Source organism: Rhodococcus sp. G6(2025) (assembly GCF_058628105.1).
The window spans coordinates 6,875,056-6,893,785 of the sequence record NZ_CP179750.1; the positions used below are offsets into that span (position 1 = coordinate 6,875,056).

The 18,730-nt window shown below is 67.3% G+C and carries 17 protein-coding genes; 9 read left to right on the forward strand and 8 right to left on the reverse strand.

Annotation, left to right across the window (positions count from 1 at the left end; genetic code table 11):
• Positions 1-3: 3 nt before the first annotated feature.
• Both ACLIVD_RS31840 and dctA read right to left on the reverse strand, forming a co-directional pair.
• Positions 4-786: an MTAP family purine nucleoside phosphorylase gene (locus ACLIVD_RS31840; protein ID WP_283331981.1), complete on the reverse strand. Its 783-nt coding sequence runs from the start codon at positions 784-786 to the stop codon at positions 4-6.
• The gene (dctA, locus tag ACLIVD_RS31845; protein WP_283331982.1) at positions 779-2,212 is read right to left on the reverse strand and encodes a C4-dicarboxylate transporter DctA; all 1,434 of its coding nucleotides are present in this window, start codon (positions 2,210-2,212) and stop codon (positions 779-781) included. The genes ACLIVD_RS31840 and dctA overlap by 8 nt, the downstream gene beginning before the upstream one ends.
• A gap of 213 nt (positions 2,213-2,425) precedes the next feature.
• Here dctA and ACLIVD_RS31850 point away from each other — a divergent pair, with 213 nt between their 5' ends.
• From ACLIVD_RS31850 to ACLIVD_RS31865, 4 genes are all read left to right on the forward strand, one after another.
• Complete coding sequence (locus ACLIVD_RS31850; protein WP_005260937.1) at positions 2,426-3,196, forward strand: IclR family transcriptional regulator; 771 nt, start codon at positions 2,426-2,428, stop codon at positions 3,194-3,196.
• Positions 3,197-3,255: 59 nt separating this feature from the next.
• The gene (locus ACLIVD_RS31855) at positions 3,256-3,471 is read left to right on the forward strand and encodes a hypothetical protein (RefSeq protein WP_283331983.1); all 216 of its coding nucleotides are present in this window, start codon (positions 3,256-3,258) and stop codon (positions 3,469-3,471) included.
• Positions 3,468-3,959 (forward strand): Clp protease N-terminal domain-containing protein, encoded by a 492-nt coding sequence (locus ACLIVD_RS31860; protein WP_283331984.1) that lies wholly within the window; start codon positions 3,468-3,470, stop codon positions 3,957-3,959. Before ACLIVD_RS31855 ends, ACLIVD_RS31860 begins: the two co-directional genes overlap by 4 nt.
• Before the next feature lie 101 nt (positions 3,960-4,060).
• On the forward strand, positions 4,061-5,299 hold the full coding sequence (locus tag ACLIVD_RS31865) for a helix-turn-helix transcriptional regulator (protein ID WP_105414490.1): 1,239 nt from the start codon (positions 4,061-4,063) through the stop codon (positions 5,297-5,299).
• A 79-nt stretch (positions 5,300-5,378) separates the two neighbouring features.
• Here ACLIVD_RS31865 and fdhD read toward each other — a convergent pair whose 3' ends face one another.
• From fdhD to ACLIVD_RS31885, 4 genes are read right to left on the reverse strand one after another with little or no spacing between them, the layout of a single operon-like run.
• A complete protein-coding gene (gene fdhD, locus ACLIVD_RS31870) occupies positions 5,379-6,200 on the reverse strand; it encodes a formate dehydrogenase accessory sulfurtransferase FdhD (RefSeq protein WP_280781346.1) in 822 nt (273 codons plus the stop codon).
• Complete coding sequence (locus tag ACLIVD_RS31875; RefSeq protein ID WP_491931235.1) at positions 6,200-8,506, reverse strand: FdhF/YdeP family oxidoreductase; 2,307 nt, start codon at positions 8,504-8,506, stop codon at positions 6,200-6,202. Before ACLIVD_RS31875 ends, fdhD begins: the two co-directional genes overlap by 1 nt.
• A 4-nt stretch (positions 8,507-8,510) precedes the next feature.
• Positions 8,511-9,143: an MBL fold metallo-hydrolase gene (locus tag ACLIVD_RS31880; RefSeq protein WP_491931236.1), complete on the reverse strand. Its 633-nt coding sequence runs from the start codon at positions 9,141-9,143 to the stop codon at positions 8,511-8,513.
• Positions 9,140-10,225 (reverse strand): S-(hydroxymethyl)mycothiol dehydrogenase, encoded by a 1,086-nt coding sequence (locus tag ACLIVD_RS31885; protein ID WP_280781343.1) that lies wholly within the window; start codon positions 10,223-10,225, stop codon positions 9,140-9,142. Before ACLIVD_RS31885 ends, ACLIVD_RS31880 begins: the two co-directional genes overlap by 4 nt.
• A gap of 256 nt (positions 10,226-10,481) precedes the next feature.
• Between ACLIVD_RS31885 and ACLIVD_RS31890 the strand changes: the two genes are divergently transcribed.
• From ACLIVD_RS31890 to ACLIVD_RS31910, 5 genes are all read left to right on the forward strand, one after another.
• The gene (locus ACLIVD_RS31890) at positions 10,482-11,978 is read left to right on the forward strand and encodes an aromatic amino acid ammonia-lyase (RefSeq protein ID WP_418342271.1); all 1,497 of its coding nucleotides are present in this window, start codon (positions 10,482-10,484) and stop codon (positions 11,976-11,978) included.
• A 65-nt stretch (positions 11,979-12,043) separates the two neighbouring features.
• Positions 12,044-13,159 (forward strand): ABC transporter ATP-binding protein, encoded by a 1,116-nt coding sequence (locus ACLIVD_RS31895; RefSeq protein WP_491931237.1) that lies wholly within the window; start codon positions 12,044-12,046, stop codon positions 13,157-13,159.
• A complete protein-coding gene (locus ACLIVD_RS31900) occupies positions 13,156-13,806 on the forward strand; it encodes an ABC transporter permease (protein ID WP_280781340.1) in 651 nt (216 codons plus the stop codon). Before ACLIVD_RS31895 ends, ACLIVD_RS31900 begins: the two co-directional genes overlap by 4 nt.
• Positions 13,803-14,558, forward strand: a complete 756-nt coding sequence (locus ACLIVD_RS31905) for an ABC transporter permease (RefSeq protein WP_477956476.1) — start codon at positions 13,803-13,805, stop codon at positions 14,556-14,558. Before ACLIVD_RS31900 ends, ACLIVD_RS31905 begins: the two co-directional genes overlap by 4 nt.
• An 11-nt stretch (positions 14,559-14,569) precedes the next feature.
• Positions 14,570-15,478, forward strand: a complete 909-nt coding sequence (locus ACLIVD_RS31910; protein ID WP_112300149.1) for an ABC transporter substrate-binding protein — start codon at positions 14,570-14,572, stop codon at positions 15,476-15,478.
• A 20-nt stretch (positions 15,479-15,498) separates the two neighbouring features.
• On the opposite strand, the gene ACLIVD_RS31915 is transcribed toward ACLIVD_RS31910, so the two are convergent.
• Positions 15,499-16,638 (reverse strand): serine hydrolase domain-containing protein, encoded by a 1,140-nt coding sequence (locus ACLIVD_RS31915; protein WP_283351439.1) that lies wholly within the window; start codon positions 16,636-16,638, stop codon positions 15,499-15,501.
• A 133-nt stretch (positions 16,639-16,771) separates the two neighbouring features.
• Complete coding sequence (locus tag ACLIVD_RS31920; RefSeq protein ID WP_491931238.1) at positions 16,772-18,604, reverse strand: CocE/NonD family hydrolase; 1,833 nt, start codon at positions 18,602-18,604, stop codon at positions 16,772-16,774.
• Positions 18,605-18,730: the final 126 nt, after the last annotated feature.

Below are 18,730 nucleotides of genomic sequence, written 5' to 3' on the forward strand. Positions count from 1 at the left end.
TTGTCAGCTCCTTCTTCCGTGGGCAGGTGTCGCCGCTTCGGGCTTGCCCGCCAGTTCGATCGCTACCTGGAGCAGCGCTTCGCGTAGTCGTTTGGTGTTGGCGTCGAGTCCTTCGCGCACCAGGTCCTGGGTGACCGGCCACGGGGTGTCGCTGATGACGTCGTGATCGGTGACCAGGGCGATGCAGGTGTAGGACATGCCCAGTTCCCGGGCCAGCGCCGCCTCGGGGTACGGGGTCATGCTGATCAGGTCCCATCCCTGGGCCGCGTACCAACGTGATTCGGCGCGGGTCGAGAATCGTGGGCCGCGGATCGCCACCATCACACCGCCGTCGTTGACCACCCAGCCGTTCCGGCGGAGCGTCGACACCACCGCTCGGCGCCCGTGGGCGCAGAACGGGTCCGCGAAGGAGATGTGGACGTCGTCGTCGTGGAAGGTGTCGTCGGTGCGGCCCGTGCGGTCGACCAGCTGGTCGGGCACTACGACCGAGCCGACGCCGATCGCCGGGCGCAGCGAGCCGGAGGGGGTGGGCGCGAGGATCGTGCGCACGCCGAGGCTGTGCAGGGCCCAGATGTTGGCGCGGGCATTGATGCGGTGGGGCGGGATGTTGCGGTGTCGTCCGGTGCGGGTCAGGTAGGCGAGCCGGCGGCCCCCGGACGACCCGAGGACGATGCTGTCCGACGTCGGCCCGTACGGGGTGTCGATGTCGACCTGTTCGGCGTCGTCGAGGAGTCCGTGGTATCCCCAGGTGCCGAGCACTGCGACGGTGGGCTGGGTGTCAGGCATGGTGGTTCACCGTTCCTTCCGCGGCCCCGTTCGTGGTCAGCGCTTCGCGCCTCTCGATCGCCGGCCGTGCCGGGGCGTCCTGGAGGTGTTCGTGCCCCGGGTGCGGGTGGATGGTGACGTCGTCCGGGTCGTCGGGTGTGACCTTCCCGTCGAGTACCGCTCGCATCTTGTCCTTGTCGAGCATGCCCTCCCAGTTCGCGACCACGAACGTGGCGAGGCAGTTGCCGAGCAGGTTCGTGAATACGCGCATGGAGTCCATGAGCCGGTCGGCGCCGAGCAGCAACGCGACCGCGGCCACGGGGAACGCGCCGATTGCGGCAGCGGTCGCGGACAGGGCGACGAAGGCCGACCCCGGCACACCCGCCATTCCCTTGGAGCTGAGAATGAGGATGCCCATGATCGCGAGCTGCTCGCCGAATCCGAGGTCCACCCCGACCGCCTGCGCCAGGAACATCATCGCCAGCGACAGGTAGATCGCGGCTCCGTCGAGGTTGAATGAGTAGCCGGTAGGGATCACCAGACCGACGACGGCGCGGTCGCATCCCGCGTTGTCCAACTTCTTGATGATGCGGGGCATGACCGCCTCGGACGATCCGGTGCCCAGGGCGAGCATGAATTCTTCGCGGCAGTACTTGATGAACTTCCACGCGTTCACTCCGGTGATCAGCTTGACCACGATCGACAGGACGGCGATGAAGACCAGTGCAGCGCCGTAGCACGCCAGGATGAGTACTCCGAAGGATTTGAGGGAGCCGGCACCGTAGTTGCCGACGGTGAATGCCATCGCACCGAACGCTCCGAGAGGCGCCAGGTACATGATGTAGCCGACGATGCGGAAGATGACGTGCAGCGTCTGGTCGATCACATCCATCAGGATCGGCGGAGCCGATTCACTGAAGGACGCCAGCGCGACACCGAACAGGATCGCGAACAGCAGCACCTGCAGCAGGTTGTTCTGTGCGAACGCATCGAACACGCTGGTCGGGATGATGTGCATGACGAACTCGACGCCACCCGGCAGGTGGCCGCCCTGTGTCTTCTCGTCCAGGGCGCTGGTGTCCAGCGTGGCCGGGTCGATGTTGAGCCCGCTACCCGGCTTGACGAGGTTTCCGACGAGCAGGCCGAGCCCGAGCGCGAAGGTCGTCGCGGCCGTGAACCAGAGCAGCGCCTTGCCGCCGATCTTGCCGAGCGCCTTCATGCTGCCGACCTTGGCGATGCCGGTGACGATCACCAGGAAGATCAGCGGCGACACGACCATCTTGATCAGCTTGATGAAGCCCTCACCCAGTGGCGCCAGGTGATGGGAGAACTCCGGAAACAGGATTCCGGTGGCGATGCCCAGGGCGATTCCGATCAGGACCTGGACGAAAAGTGATCTGTACCAACGCTGCTTTGTGGGTTTCGCAGCGATTTCGACTTCAGACACGGGGCCCTCCCTCGGGGCTTGGTGTTTTCCATATTATGGAAGTTGTATTTCGTATCTCGATATAGTGAACGCCGTCACACCGACGTTTGTCAACCGATGTAGCGCAGGAATCGTCGCGATCCGCCACTCCCGCGCTATCGTCATACGGAGCACCCTTTCCGTCTGACGGAAAGAATGTGGGGGCTCTCGCGCAGTCAGAGGATGGAGACAGACATGACGAACGGTCAGAGTCCGGCCGGCGGCGTGCAGTCGGTCGAGCGCGCATTCGACATACTCGAGATCATGGCGAGTGCCGGCGGGTCCATCGGGGTCAGCGAACTCGCCGACCTGGCCGGACTCCCCCTCCCGACCATTCACCGGCTCATCCGCACCCTGATGAACCGCGGATACGTGCGGCAGCTACCCACCCGGCGGTACGCGCTCGGGCCCAAGCTCATTCGCCTCGGCGAGAGCGCCACCCAGCTGATCGGCGCCTGGTCGCGACCGCACCTGTCCGAACTGGTGCGAGGCACCGGCGAGACCGCGAACATGGCCGTCCTCGACGGCACCATGGCCGTCTACGTCGCGCAGGTGCCGTCCGAACACGCGATGCGCATGTTCACCGAGGTCGGCCGACGCGTCTACCCGCACTGCACCGGCGTCGGCAAGGCCATCCTCATGCAGCTCTCGAATGACGCCGTGCGCTCACTGGTCGGCCGGACCGGAATGACGACGTACACCGAGAACTCCCTCACCGACCCCGACATGCTGATCGCCGATCTCGAATTGAGCCGAAACCGCGGGTTCGCGATCGACGAGGGCGAGCAGGAGATCGGCGTCCGCTGCTTCTCGGTGCCGGTGCCGAACGCTCCGACCCCCACCGCCATCTCCGTCTCCGGGCCCGCGGCCCGGGTCACCCTCGAGTCGGCGGACCATATCGTGCCGCTGCTCAAGCGCGTGGCGAAGGAACTCGGCACCGAGTTCGACAAGAACGCCGCGCTCTGATTCCGGTCGACCCATCAACAAAGGTTGACGGATCCGTCTCATCAACTTAAGTTGATACCGTGGGTGACGATCCGAACCCGGCGACCGCTTTCGCTGCCGTCGTCGCGCTGCGGCGTCAGGCCGATCAGCTCGAGCGTGACGCCGTCGCACACGCACTGTCCGCGGGCTGGACCTGGGCGGACATCGGTCACGCTCTCGGCGTCTCGGGTCAGGCGGCGCACAAACGCCTCGGTCCCGGACGATCCTCCGACAAGAAGACGAGGGGCACACGATGACATTCACCCGGGCATGGCGCGACATGCGGACGATGAAGACGCTGTTCTCGGAAACGGAGGCCGAAGCCGACCGGCTGGGCGACCGGGATCCGGGCCTCGAGCATCTGCTGCTCGCCTCGTTCGTACTGCCGGACGGTACGGCAGCCCGAGTGTTCGAGCGTCTCGGATCGAACCGGGACGCACTGCGCGAGGCGGTCATTCGCGTGCACGGGGAAGCCCTCGCGGCGGCAGGCATGACGGACGCGGGCGTCGCCACCAGCGCCCTGAGCCGCCCGCGCACCGGGCCGCTGCGACTGACCGAACCGGCCCAGGCCGCGTTCCGCAATGCGGTGGCTCTCGCGAAGTCGGAACGGCGACCGATCGTCGGAGCCGACCTCGTCGCAGCCGTCGCCACCATCACGCACGGCACCGCGGCGCGGGCACTGGAATCACTGGGACTCGTCCGGTCCGACGTCGTCGACGCCGCCCGCGCCGAGCCGGCACCGTGAGCGGACGGCCCAGGCCCGGCAGCCGCCGCCTGCGCGGATAGGCTCGACACGTGGTTCTTCCCAGCTCGACTTCTGTGTCCCCTGCAGATGTTCTCGGCTCCATGCGGGACGTCATCGACGGTCCGCTGCCCGACATCGCCGTCCGCTTCTCCAAGTTCCTCGCCGACATCTGGCCGCACACCGCGCTGGTGATCTTCACCCGGGAATGCACGGGACGTCCCCGCAAGGTCAGCGGAGATCCGTCGGTGGTCGAGCGCGTCACCATCGCCGAACTGGACGCGTTGCGCACCCGCATGACGGAAGGCACTCCTTTCGACGACCACACCGTGATTGCCGGAGCGAAACGGAAGGTGTGGGCGCTGCTGGACGCGACGGGGACCCTCCTCCTCGTTCTGCCCAAGCCGCGGCAGCGCATTCGTGAGGTCCCGCTGGTGGCGGGCGCGTTCGGCGTCGTCGCCGTGTCGATCCGGCATCAGGTGGCGCAGGCGAGCCCCGCATACCTGGCGGAGTCGCGGGCGGCGTCGAGCGAGCGGGCCAGGACCATCGTGGAGCTGACGGACCTGCACGCGGCAACGCTCGAATCGATCCTGTCGACGCTCCGGTCCAAGGACCTCGACGACCGTCGGTCGCGGATCACGGCGAGCGAGACGGCGTCCTCGGCGCTGGTGACCCTGCGCTCCGCGGGCGAATCCGACCGCAACCTCGCGGAGGAAGCCGTCACCACCGCGTTCGCCCGGCTGCAGGGCGAACTGCGGCCGCTGCTCCAGCACCGGCCCGTGCGGGTCGACTACGTCGATCCGCCGGTGGACGGTCGCGCGCTGCCCGGCGAGGTGGCCAGTGCCGCCCGGGCCGTCGTCCGGAGCGCCGTCCTGGCATTCGCGGCGCAAGCCGCCCTCGAGCGAATCCGCATCGCCTGGGACTGTGACGGCGCGAACCTCCTGGTCGAGGTCCGCGACGACGGCGACGGCGGTCTCGATACCGACGCGCTGGTGCGGCAACTCTCCGGCCGGGTGCACACGCTCGGTGGCCGGATCGACGTGGAGTCGGTCGACGGGTGGGGGTCCCGGGTAGCCGTCGCGATCCCCCTCGACGTACCGGTGGCGCGACCGGACGAACAGCAACTGGGCGATCTCAACCCCCGCGAACTCGAGGTCCTGGGTCACCTCGCGACCGGCAAGCGGAACAAGGCGATCGCCGACAGCCTCGGCATCAGCGAGAGCACCGTCAAATTCCATGTCGCGGGTGTGCTGAAGAAGCTCGGTGTGGCGTCCCGAGGTGAGGCGGGCGCGATCGCCCTGGAGGCGGGCATCCGCGCCGACACCACCAGTAGGCACGCATGAGCGTCGCGACGCCGCCGATCGGGCACTGACCCCCTCACGTGAGTGGCAAAGTGTGCGGGCGCACGCTTTGCCACTCACGTCAGGTGATGCGGTCCGGGTGGGTGTAGATGTTCATGGTGGTGCCGCGGAGGAACCCGATGAGGGTGAGCCCGGTGTCGTGGGCGAGGTCGATCGCCAGCGAGGAGGGTGCGGACACGGCGGCGAGGATCGGGATGCCGGCCATCACCGCTTTCTGCGCCAGCTCGAACGACGCCCGGCCGGACACGAGCAGGATGCTTCCCCGCAGCGGGACCCGGTTCTGTTCGGTGGCCCAGCCGATCAGCTTGTCGACGGCGTTGTGCCGCCCCACGTCCTCCTTGATCGCGAGCAGTTCCCCGGTCCGGGTGAACAATCCGGCCGCGTGCAGGCCCCCGGTGGTCTCGAACACCTTCTGCGCGGCCCGCAACCGGTCGGGCAGCTCCGCGATCGTCGCGGCCGGCACCCGCACCGTATCGGTGGCCGGTGAGTGCTTCGTGCGTTGCCGGATCGCATCCAGCGACGCCTTCCCGCACACCCCACACGAGGAGGTGGTGTAGAAGTTGCGTTCGATACCGGTGTCGGGCAGGAACACCCCGGGCGCGAGATCGACGTCGAGGACGTTGTAGGTGTTGACACCGTTGTCGTCGACGCTGTTGCAGTAGCGGATCGACGCGATGTCCGCGCGGTCGCCGATGATGCCCTCGGTCAGCAGAAACCCCTGCGCCAGTTCGACATCGGAACCGGGGGTGCGCATGGTGACCGCCAGCGGTGTCCCGTTCACCCGGATCTCGAGCGGCTCCTCCACCACCACGGTGTCCGGTCGGGTGGACTGCCGGGTGTCGGTGATCCGGGTGACCGGGGTCCGGGTGGTCACACGCCCCATCAGGGTCGCCGTTCGAGACGGATGGTGATCGCCTTCGACACCGGGGTGTTCGACTTGCGGGCCACGTGATCGAGTGGGATCAGCGGATTCGTCTCCGGGTAGTAGGCTGCGACGTTCCCCCGCGGCGTCGGGTACGGCACCAACCGGAAGTCGTCGGCCCGGCGCTCCTGCACCGTCCCGTCCGGGGCTTCCCACTCGGAGATCAGGTCCACCCGGTCCCCGTCGACGTACCCGAGGGCGGCGATGTCCTCGGCAGCGATGAACAGCACCCGCCGACCGCCCTTCACGCCGCGGTAGCGGTCGTCGAGACCGTAGATGGTGGTGTTGTACTGATCGTGTGAGCGCATCGTCTGCAAGATGAGCTTCCCCTGCGGGACCGGCAGCCAGGACAGCTCGTTGACCGTGAAATTCGCCTTCCCCGTGTCCGTCACGAACCGGCGCTCGTCCCGCGGTGGGTGCGGCAGTCCGAACCCGTCCGGTTGACGGACCTTGCGGTTGAAGTCCTCGAACCCGGGAATGACCCTTGCGATGGAATCGCGGATGCGGTCGTAGTCGGCGGCGAATTCCGCCCACGGCACCGAATGGTCGGGACCGAACAGGGCCTGCGCGATCCCGCAGACGATGGCGACCTCACTGCGCAACTGGTCGCTCGCGGGTGACAGGCTGCCGCGGGACAGGTGCACCATCGACATCGAGTCCTCGACCGTGACCTGCTGTTTCTTCCCGGACTGCACGTCCTTGTCGGTGCGCCCCAGCGAGGGCAGGATCAGCGCGGTCTGCCCGGTCACCAGGTGCGAGCGGTTCAGTTTCGTCGACACCTGCACCGTCAGCGCACAGCCCCGCAACGCGGCCTCGGTGGTCTCGGTGTCCGGGGTCGCCGAGACGAAGTTGCCGCCCATCCCGAGGAACACCGACGCCTTCCCGTCCCGCATCGCCCGAATCGAGTCGACCGCGTCCAACCCGTGCTCGCGCGGCGAGCGGATACCGAATTCGGCGTCGAGCGCGGCCAGGAACGATTCGGGCATCTTCTCCCAGATCCCCATCGTCCGGTCACCCTGGACGTTCGAGTGCCCGCGCACCGGGCACACCCCGGCCCCGGGTTTGCCGATCATCCCCTGCAACAGCAGCAGGTTCACCGCGTCCTGGATCGTCGCGACCCCGTGCGTCTGCTGAGTCAACCCCATCGCCCAGCAGATGATGGTCTTCTTCGAGGAGATCAACGCGTCCGCCGTGGCCTGGATCTGTTCGAGGGTGAGCCCGGTCGCCGCCGCCACCGTGCCCAGATCGACCTGCCGCAGATGCGCCGCGCACTCCTCGAACCCGGCGGTGTGCCGGTCGATGAACTCCCGGTCCAGCACCGTCCCGGGATTGCGGTCCTCCGCCTCGAGCAGCAACCGGCCCAATCCCTGGAACAGGGCCTGGTCGCCGCCGATCCGGATCTGCAGGTACTCGTCGGCGATCTGCACACCGTCGCCGACCACCCCGTGCACCTTCTGCGGGTCCTTGAACCGCATCAACCCGGCCTCGGGCAGCGGGTTGATCGCGATCACCTTCGCCCCGTTGGCCTTCGCCTTCTCGAGGGTCGAGAGCATCCGCGGGTGGTTGGTGCCCGGGTTCTGCCCGGCGATCAGGATCAGGTCCGCGTTCTCGAGGTCGGGAACCGACACCGACCCCTTCCCGATCCCGATCGTCTCCACCAACGCACTACCCGACGACTCGTGGCACATGTTCGAGCAGTCCGGCAGGTTGTTCGTCCCGAACGCCCGGATCATCAACTGGTACACGAACGCCGCCTCATTGCTGGTGCGCCCGGACGTGTAGAACACCGCCTCGTGCGGCGATGCCAACGCCCGCAGCTCCCCGGCGATCATCGCGAACGCCGCGTCCCAGCCGATCGGCTCGTAATGCGAGGCTCCCGGCAGCAACACCATCGGATGCGTCAACCGGCCCTGCTGCCCCAACCAGAACTCGGTCCGACCCAGCAGATCCGACACCGAATGCGCCGCGAAGAACTCCGGCCCGACCTTGCGGGTGGTCGCCTCCTCCGCGACCGCCTTCGCCCCGTTCTCACAGAACTCCGCATGCTTGCGGTGCCCCGGAGTCTCCGGCCACGCACACCCCGGACAGTCGAACCCCTCCCGCTGATTCAACCTCATCAACGTCCGGGCCGTGCGCACCGGACCCATCTGCTCGAGCCCACGACGCAACGACACCAACACCGCAGGAACACCTGCCGCATAGGATTTCTCGTGCGTGACGACGACATCATCTTCGTCGAAGGTGTACCTGTCGGTGGTGTCGGTCATGGAGTCAGTTTCCTCGTGCAATCCATTCGGCGAGGTGCGGGGCCTCGGTGCCGATCGTGGTTCCGTCACCGTGACCGGTGTGGACGAGCGTTTCTTCGGGAAGAGCGAACAGCCGGTCCCGGATCGACCCGATGATGGTCGGGAAATCCGAGTACGACCGGCCCGTGGCGCCGGGGCCACCCGAGAACAGGGTGTCGCCGGAGAACAGTGCCCCGGCCTCGGGCAGGTACAGGCACACCGACCCCGGCGAGTGACCGGGCGAGTGGATCACCTGGATCTCGGTGCCCGCGATGGCGATCCGCTGTTCGTCCTCGAGATGCCAGTACTTGGCGTCGGGGTGGCTCATCTTCCACAGCACGTCGTCGCCGGGGTGCAGCAGCACCGGGGCATGCAAACGCTCGGCCAATTCGGGGGCGACGGTGATGTGGTCGTTGTGACCGTGCGTGCAGATCACGGCATTCACGTGCCGGCCTCCGACCGCGTCGATGATCGGCTGCGCGGTGTGGGCGGCGTCGACGATCACGACGTCGGTGTCGTCACCGATCAGCCAGATGTTGTTGTCGACGTTCCACTCTCCGCCGTCGAGGGCGAACGTTCCCTCGGTGACGACCCGCTCGATCCGCAACTGCCCGCTCACAGAACGACCACCGAACGCAGCACCTCACCGGCGTGCATGCTGTGGAACGCCGCTTCCACCTCGTCGATCTTGATGCGCTCGGTGACGAACTTGTCCAGCGGCAGCCGGCCCTGCTGGTACAGGTCGACGAGCATCGGGAAGTCACGCTCGGGCAGGCAGTCGCCGTACCACGAGGACTTCAGGGATCCGCCGCGGGAGAAGAAGTCGATCAGCGGCATCTCGAGGGTCATGTCGGGGGTCGGGACACCGACCAGCACGACGGTGCCGGCGAGGTCGCGGGCGTAGAACGCCTGCTTCCACGTCTCGGGGCGGCCGACCGCATCGATCACGACGTCGGCGCCGAAACCGCCGGTGAGTTCCTGGACGGCCGAGACGGCATCCACCTGGCCGCCGTTGATCGTGTGCGTCGCGCCCAGGTCCTTCGCCCATTCGAGCTTCTTGTCGTCCCGGTCGATCGCGATGATCTTCACGGCGCCTGCCAGGCGGGCGCCCATGATCGCGGCATCGCCGACACCACCGCAGCCGATGACGGCGACGGTGTCACCGCGGGAGACGTTGCCGGTGTTCACGGCGGCACCGAGGCCGGCCATCACGCCGCAGCCGAGCAGCCCGACGACTGCCGGGTCCGCGGAGGGATCCACCTTGGTGCACTGTCCGGCGTGGACGAGCGTCTTGTCGGCGAACGCGCCGATCCCCAGGGCGGGAGTCAGTTCGGTGCCGTCCTCGAGCGTCATCTTCTGCGCGGCGTTGTGCGTGTCGAAGCAGTACTGCGGGCGGCCGCGCTTACAGGCCCGGCACTGACCGCAGACGGCGCGCCAGTTCAGGACGACGAAGTCGCCGACCGCCACGGACGTGACGCCTTCACCGACACTCTCGACGATCCCCGAAGCCTCGTGGCCCAGCAGGAACGGGAACTCGTCGTTGATCCCGCCGTCGCGGTAGGTGAGGTCCGTGTGGCACACACCGCACGCCGCGATATCGACCACCACCTCACCCGGACCGGGGTCCGGAATGTTGACGGTCGCGATCTCGACGGGGGCACCCTTGGAGCGGGCGATGACGCCTCGTACCTGCTGCGGCATTGGACTCATTCCTTCGGTCGATCAGTCATAGCGGGATCGATGCATGGCCATATATGCACCTCTCCCGAGACCTTACGTTCCGGAAGATCACCGAGGGACTGATCGAAGTGAGAGGTTGACCTAGCCGGAATGCCAGCCGCTCACCACGGTCTTGCGATGGAGGTCATGACGGGAAACTGACGGTTGACACGCCGCGGTATATACAGGACTATACATCTCGAAGAGTGAGGCACACCACATCGATCACGGAGTTCTGATGACCCGGAGAGATTCCAGCTCGACCGAGGAACCGCACCCGCCCCTTCCTGTGGTGCTCGACGGCGCCCAGCTCACCGTCGACCAACTCACGGCGCTGGCCCGGGAACCCGTCGTGATCGAGCCCGACCCCGCAGCGCTCGACCACGCACGCCGTTCGTGGGAGACAGCCGTGCGCATCGCCGAACGGCAGCCCATCTACGGACGCACCACGGGTGTCGGGGGCAACCGGGACACCTCCGTCTCCGACGGCGTCGACCAGGACCTTCGACTTCTCCGCAGCCACGCCACGGGTTCGGGCCCCGCGCTGCCGGATCACGTCGTCCGCGCCGCCATGATCATTCGCGTCAACCAGATTCTCAACGGCGGATCCGGTCTGCACCCCGACATCGTGACCGCGCTGATCGATGCCGTCGCGGCGGACGAACAGCCCACCGTGCACGCTCGCGGGGCGATAGGCACCGGCGACCTCAGTGCGTTCTCCGAGATCGCGCTCGGGTTGATGGGCGAGGCACCGCTGCGGGACGGTCGATTCGTCACCCGGTGGACCGCACACCAGGGTGACGCACTCCCGCTGATCTCGACCAACGCGATGACGGTCGCGCTCGCGGCGTCGGCCACCGACAGCGTCGCGAACTGGCTGGAGCACTCGCTGATCGTCGGTGTGCTGTCGCTGCTGGCGACGCGCAGTTCCGTCGAACCGTTCGCGGCACGGGTGCAGGCTGCCCGCAGGCACCTCGGCCAGGAGGAGGTGGCCGGCCGGGTCCGGGAACTCCTCGCGGGCCACCGCGTACAGGCTGCCCGCGTGCAGGATTCCTACGGGTTCCGCGCCCTGCCGCAGATCCTCGGGGCGACGTGGCAGGCGCTGCAGCGGTTGCGGGGCACGCTCGCGATCGAGATGAACTCGTCCTCCGAGAACCCCCTCATCTCCGTCGAGGACGACGCCGTGTTCCACAACGGGAACTTCCACGGAATGCCGATCGCCCTCGCCGTGGACGAGGCGAAACTCGCGCTGTCGAGCGCGGCGCTGTTGTCGCAGTGCAGACTTGCCAATCTCTCCGATCCGGTGGTCACCGGTCTCCGGCCGTTCCTGGCCGACGGTCCGGCGGGCAGTAGCGGCACCATGCTGCTGGAGTACACGACGTCCGCGGCCATCGCCGAGATCCGGATGGCCGCGGCGCCGGGCTCTCTCGGACACACCGTGATCTCCCGAGGAACCGAGGACCACGCGAGCTTCGCGTCGCAGGCCGCCACCCAACTCACCGACATCCTCGCCCAGTCTCGCATCGTGCTCGCGTGCGAACTGATCTCGGCGGTGCGCGCGCTCGGCCAGCAGAACCACGAACTCGACACGACCACCGAACTCGGCGCGTACCTGGACCGGGCACGCGCGTGCCTGGATCCGCGGACGACCGACCGCCCTCTGAGCGACGACCTGAAAGCAGCGGTGAAGTTTCTGGAACAGATGCCGAATCCGGAGAAGGACACAACTCGGTAAAGCAGTCCCACGACACCGAACTTCCGAGTGTGTCTCCACTCGGATTACACGAAAGTAGCACGCGGATGATCACATTCGACAAAGTCACCAAGTCATATCCGGACGGCACGACAGCGGTGAACGAACTGGACCTCGAGTGCCCGAGCGGGAAGATCACAGCACTCGTCGGGCCGTCGGGATGCGGCAAGACCACGTCGCTTCGCATGATCAACAGATTGATCGAACCGACGTCCGGAACCATCTCCCTCGACGGCGAATCCACGGCGGACATGGATCCCGTGCTGTTGCGCAGGCGGATCGGGTACGTCATCCAGCATGCCGGACTGTTCCCGCACCGCACCATCGTGGACAACGTCGCGACGATGCCCAGATTGCTGGGAAAGACGAAGAAGGAGTCGCGAACCCGGGCCATGGAGCTGCTCGAGACGGTCGGTCTCGCGGCGAACTTCGCGGACCGGTATCCGTGGCAGCTCTCGGGTGGCCAGCAACAGCGTGTGGGGGTCGCGCGCGCCCTCGCCGCGGACCCGGCCTTCATGCTGATGGACGAACCGTTCAGCGCTGTCGACCCAGTGGTCCGGAGCCAGCTCCAGGACGAATTCCTGAGACTGCAGAAGGACATCGGCAAGACGATCATCATCGTCACGCACGACATCGACGAGGCACTCAAGCTCGGCGACCAGGTCGTCGTGTTGCGGACCGGCGGGATCCTGGCGCAGGCGGCGACGCCGCTGGAGTTGCTGACCGAACCCGCCGACGAGTTCGTCGCCGACTTCGTCGGACGCGACCGCGGCTACCGTTCGCTGGGGTTCTCGAACCTCGGCGGCCGCGTGGAGACGGTCGCCGAACCCGTTGCTCGTCTGGGTGATTCGGCGTCCGACGCCCGCACCCGGACCACGGACGACTGGCTGCTCGTCGTCGATCCGGCGAACAAGCCGATCGGCTGGGTGCAACCGGCGAAGGTCGTCGACCGCATCCGCCCGGACGACGTGAATCTCAGCGGGACGGTCGCCGATGCGCACGGAACGATGCGGGCCCTGCTCGACGCCGCCCTGTCCGCACCCAGCAAACGCGGTGTCGTCGTCGACGGCGACGGTGTGCTCGTGGGAACCGTGACGGCACACGCGGCGGTCGCGGCGATCGAGTCGGCGGATCTCGTGGCCACGGAGGCAATGGCCCGATGAACATCGAATGGCTCGGCCGCCAGTCCGATCGCATCGCCGAACTGGTCGGCTGGCATATCCTCCTCGCGCTCGTGCCGCTCGTCGTCGGTGTGATCGTCGCGTTGCCGATCGGCTGGCTGGCGCATCGCAGTCGCCGGATCAACCCCTATGTGGTGGGCACGGCCGGCCTGCTCTACACGATCCCGTCGCTGGCGCTGTTCGTCCTGCTCCCGCCGATCCTCGGAACGAAGATTCTCGATCCGATGAACATCGTCGTCGCGCTGACGATCTACACCGTCGCCCTGCTCGTGCGCGTCATCGCCGACGCCCTGGATTCGGTGCCGCAGGAGACGGTGCTCGCCGCCACGGCGATGGGCTACCGGCCGTACCAGACTCTGCTGAAAGTTCAGCTGCCGGTGGGTGTTCCCGTCATCTGCGCCGGACTGCGCGTCGCGGTCGTGTCGAACGTCAGCCTGGTCTCTCTCGCCGCGCTGCTCGGGATCCCGCAGATCGGTTCCCTGTTCACCCAGGGCTTCCAGTTGCGTTTCTACACACCGATCATCACCGGTATCGCGCTGTGCCTGCTGCTGGCGCTGGTTCTCGACCTGCTCATCGTGCTCGCCAATCGGTTACTCACACCGTGGACCCCGAAGGTGGTCTCATCATGATCGACTTTCTGCTCGACGGTGCTCATTGGACCGGGCCCGAGGGCATTCCTGCTCTCCTCCTCCAGCACCTGCTGTACACATTCCTCGCCCTGTTCGCGGCGGCGCTGATCGCGGTTCCGCTCGGTTTGTACATCGGGCACACTGGTCGCGGAGCGGTCGTCGTCGCGGGCCTGGCCAACTCGCTGCGCGCCCTTCCCACCATCGGCTTGCTGATCCTGCTGGTGCTCGTCATCGCACCGTCGTTCTCGACCAAGCTGGCCTATCTGATTCCGAGCCTGATCGTGCTGGTCTTGTTGGCCATCCCGCCGATTCTCACCAACACGTACGCAGGCATTCGCTCGGTCGACCCGGCCGCCGTGGACGCTGCGCGGGGCATGGGGTTCCGGTCGATGCGCATCCTCACCGAGGTGGAGATGCCCTGCGCGCTGCCGCTGATGCTGTCGGGTGTGCGCAGCGCCGTGCTGCAGATCGTCTCGACCGCGACCGTCGCCGCCTACATCTCGCTGGGCGGACTGGGACGTCTCCTCATCGACGGCAAGGCGCAGAGCGACTACGCGCAGATGGCCGCCGGAGCGGTCCTCGTGTCTCTCCTCGCGCTCGCATTCGACCTGGCGATCGGATTCCTCACGGTTCGGGTCGTCTCACCCGGTCTGACGCGACGCGAGCGGAGCGGCGCGAACAAGCGATCCGATTCCGAAGACACCGCCGTCGCAGCCCGACCCGCGTCCGCTCCCGAGCCCTCGCTGATCTGAAGGACATCATCATGAAGAAGGCATTGATCGTCGCCCTGACCGGCGCCACCCTGATGTCGTTGACGGCATGCGGGATCGGCAAGGACCCGTTGGCATCCGACGACGGCGGAAGCAGCGACGGTGCCATCGTCGTCGGCTCCGCGGACTTCCCCGAAAGCCAGCTGATCGCGACCATCTACGCGGAGGCGCTGCGCGCGAACGGCATCGACGTCACCGAGAAGCTGAACATCGGAAGCCGGGAGGTGTACGTCCCGGCCATCCGGGACGGCTCCATCGACCTGCTGCCCGAGTACTCGGGTGCGTTGCTCCAATACCTCGACAGCGCCACCACCGCGACCGCGTCGGACGAAGTGACCGCGGAGATCAAGGCCAAGCTGCCCGCCGGGCTCGTCGCACTGGAACCGTCCCCCGCCGAGGACAAGGACGTTCTCGCGGTGCGGCAGGAGACCGCGGACGAGTACTCGCTCGAGACGATCGAGGACCTCGTGCCCCACGCCGACGAGCTCACCCTCGGCGGCCCGCCCGAATGGAAGACCCGGGAGAACGGCGTCGCCGGCCTGCGGGACAAATACGGACTGACGTTCAAGGAGTTCCTGGCACTCGACGCCGGCGGTCCCCTGACGCTCAACGCCTTGCTGAGCGGTCAGATCGAAGTGGCGGACGTGTTCAGCACCGACCCGGCGATGCGGTCGGAGAACCTCGTGGCACTCGAGGACACCAAACACCTGTTCCTGGCGGAGAACATCACCCCGATCATCAACGAGAACAAGGCAGGCGACGATGTCCGCGGCGTCCTGGCCGACGTGTCGGCAGCACTGACGACCGAGGATCTCATCGAGATGAACCAGCGGGTGGCCGACCTCGAGGACATGGGCGACATCGCCCGGGAATGGCTGCAGGACAAGGGGCTGGCGTCCTGATCACGCCCCGGGCGGGCGAGTCAGCTCAGCGCATCGAACGTCGCCGTCGCATATTGGGCGGTCCGGTCGGAGCCGAGAAGTCCCGGCCCCATCTTGTTCATCACGTACGTCATGGTCATCCGGCGTTCGGTGTCGACGACGACCTGCGAGCCGCCCCAGCCACCCCAGAAGCAGATGCGTCCCTCGGGGACGAACGGCACGGACACGGGCGTCGGCAGACCGTACCCGATGCCGAATCGAATCGGTTGCCCCAGAGCCAGATCCACGCCGCTCGACTGCTCCTCGAAGATCAGGGAAATGGTGTCCGGCGACAGCAGGCGGACGCCGTCGAGTTCTCCCCCGCAGGCCACGACGGACTGGATCCGGGCGAGCGACCGGGCGTTGCCCTGGCCACCGGCCGCACCGTTCTCCGCCTGGCGCCACTCGTCGGACCAGGACGCGGACGCGTCCGGTCCGGGGCCGGTGAACGTCCTGACGATGACACTGGCGGGGTCGAGGGAGGCCAGATCGATCGGCAACGGCGGCGGCGGGACCACGTTCGACACCCGGCCGAACTCCGACGGGTCCAATCCGATGTGGAAGTCGGCCCCCAGTGGCCCGGCGATCTCCTCCGCGACGAAACGGCCGAGCGTGCGCCCGTCGATTCGGCGGACGACCTCACCGATCAGATGGCCGTAGTTCAGCGCGTGATATCCGGACGCCGTGCCCGGCTCCCACCACGGCGCCTGGGCGGCAAGCCGTTTCGTGGACTCGGCGAGGTCGAATGTGTCCTCGACCGTGATCGGCTGATCCCACCCCGACACACCCGACGTGTGCGACAGGAGATGGCGGACCTCGACGCGGTCCTTGCCTGCCGCGGCGAATTCCGGCCAGTACTTCGCGACGGGCGCGTAGACGTCCAGCAGTCCGCGGTCGACGAGCATCAGTGCGGCGAGCGCGGTGACCGTCTTGGTGCACGACCACACGTTGGTGATGGTGTCGCGCTCCCATTCGGTGGCGTGATCGGTGTCGGACCATCCGCCCCACATGTCGACCACCGGCTCTCCGTCGAGGGTCACGACGATCGACGCGCCGAGTTCCTCACCGGAGTCGAGATTGTCCTTCAGTGCCTCCTGCAACGCCGTGAAGCGCTTGTCGCACACTCCTCCGAGCTTGGTCACCTGTGGTTCCTCTCCACCAGCCGACGCAATTGATCTTGACATCGGATTCAATTTGAGGGTTCCAGTGTGATCCCGACCCTCATGTGATGTCAATCACTCGTTTCGTGGCGACTCATCCGGACGAGCCCCGACCTCAGCCGGTCACGGGCAGCACCAGCGCCTGCCCCGGGTCGCCCGAGGCGATGGTGACCTGGTGCGGCACCAGACTTCCGCGGAAGCTCGGATCTCCCCCGGACACCACGAGGCGAACGCGGTGCCCCTCGTCGAAGCGGTGGACGATGGCCGGCATCGTGACCCGGACGGGCCCACCGGGTGCCACGATGCGCACCGGAGCGACCTGTCCGTTGATCAGCGTTTCGGTGCCGTCAGGAGCCACGTCGTACAGCTTCGCGAAGACCACGACCGAGTCCTCGACACCGGTGACCGCGGGTGCGGCGGCGACGCGGACGTCGAGCGTCGGGGCGCCGACCACGTCCAGCGGGGCGTCGAGGATGCCGGACGACCATTCGGCCTGGGTGCCGGGGATCATGCCCTGCGGGACCTGATTCCCCGGCCGGGTGTCCGGTGCCTCCCGGTCCGTGGGGAGGCCGCCGGGCAGCGTGTTCAGCGTCTGCGCGCCGGGAACGATGCCGTCGAGTCGGTCGGTCAGCGCGCCGTCGCCGGAGAGGTAGAGCGAATAGTCCTGGCCTACCGCGATATCCGAGGATTCGGCGTACGCGGGTGCGGCGTTGCCGGTGTAGTCGACCCAGTTGCGGAAGTAGCTGAACACCGGCCCGGTGTCGACCGCGCGATCCTTCAGGTAGTGGTCGAACCAGTCGACCATCCGGCCCGTCTCGTACTGGGTGTCCGGGTTCGGATCCTTCATGCTGATCTCGCCCTCGGCGGGAGTGAGATCGGAATGCCCCCAGCTGTGCCAGATCATCTTCACGTCGTTGCCCTGCGCCTGCAGGGTCTCGAACGTGGCCGTCGCTTCGTTGAGGTCGAAGAGGGTGTCCTGCTGACCCTGCATGATCAACGCCGGAATCTTCACCCGGTCCGCGTACGACACCACGGACGACTGGCGCAGGAAGTCGACGGACCCCGGGTCCGGGTAGCCCTGCACCGCTGCCTGCGTCAGCGCCGGGCACGCGGGGTCGGCGAAATTGGGGCAACCCAACGCCCGCACAGGGTCCTGCGCGTAGCCCTCGGCCCGGGGGTTGGTCACGCCGATGGCCCCGAACATGAGCGACCACACCACCTTCGACGCACCGGGAACCGACGTGCTGACCCCGGTGATCTGGTCGGTGCCGTTGGGCGCGAGGGAGTAACTGAGGTCGTTCCACGTGATCATCGGGATGATCGTGTCGATCCGGGGGTCCACCGAGGCCGCGGCGAACTGCACGGCCCCGCCGTAGGAGCCGCCGACCATGCCGACCCGCGGATCGTGCGCCTCGGCGACGCCGTGGTGAGCGGTCGGGTCCTGCACCACGTAGTCGAGTCCGGGGACGGGGACGGTGTGCGCGGGATCGACGAACGCCATGCCGTCGCGTCCGCCGAGGAAGCTCACCAGTTCACTCGCGGCGCGCCCGTCGTAGTCGGGGTTGTCCATGTGAATCTTGCAACCGGAACCGCCGAAGCCCAGCCCGGAGTACGCGAGCACCGCGTAGCCGCGGGACGCGAGGAACGACGCGATGCCGGCCTGATCGTTCTTGGAACCGCCGAAGCCGTTGGTGGTGAGCACGGCGGGCACCCGATTCGACGCCGACGCCGAGTCGGGCTTGTACACGTCGCCGATCACGTCGCACGGCTCGTCCCGGTTCGGTCCGACGAGAACCTGGAAATGGAGCGTGGTCTTCGTGAACCCGAGCGGATCGGCTGTCACCGGGGCCGACGCCGCGATCGGTGTCAGTACCGCGGCCGCCGCCGTCACCACCGCCAGAGTCGATCTACGCGCCCTGTGTTTCACAGCCCACCCGCCGTCCGTCACTCCGCCCCGAGCACCTCCGACGAGCGTAAACGCTCTGGACGCACGACCAACTCAGGCTGCCGGTGTGTCGCGGCACCGGTGTGCGGCGCGGCGCGCAGACTCGCGCAGGTCGTCTGGCGCACGGCT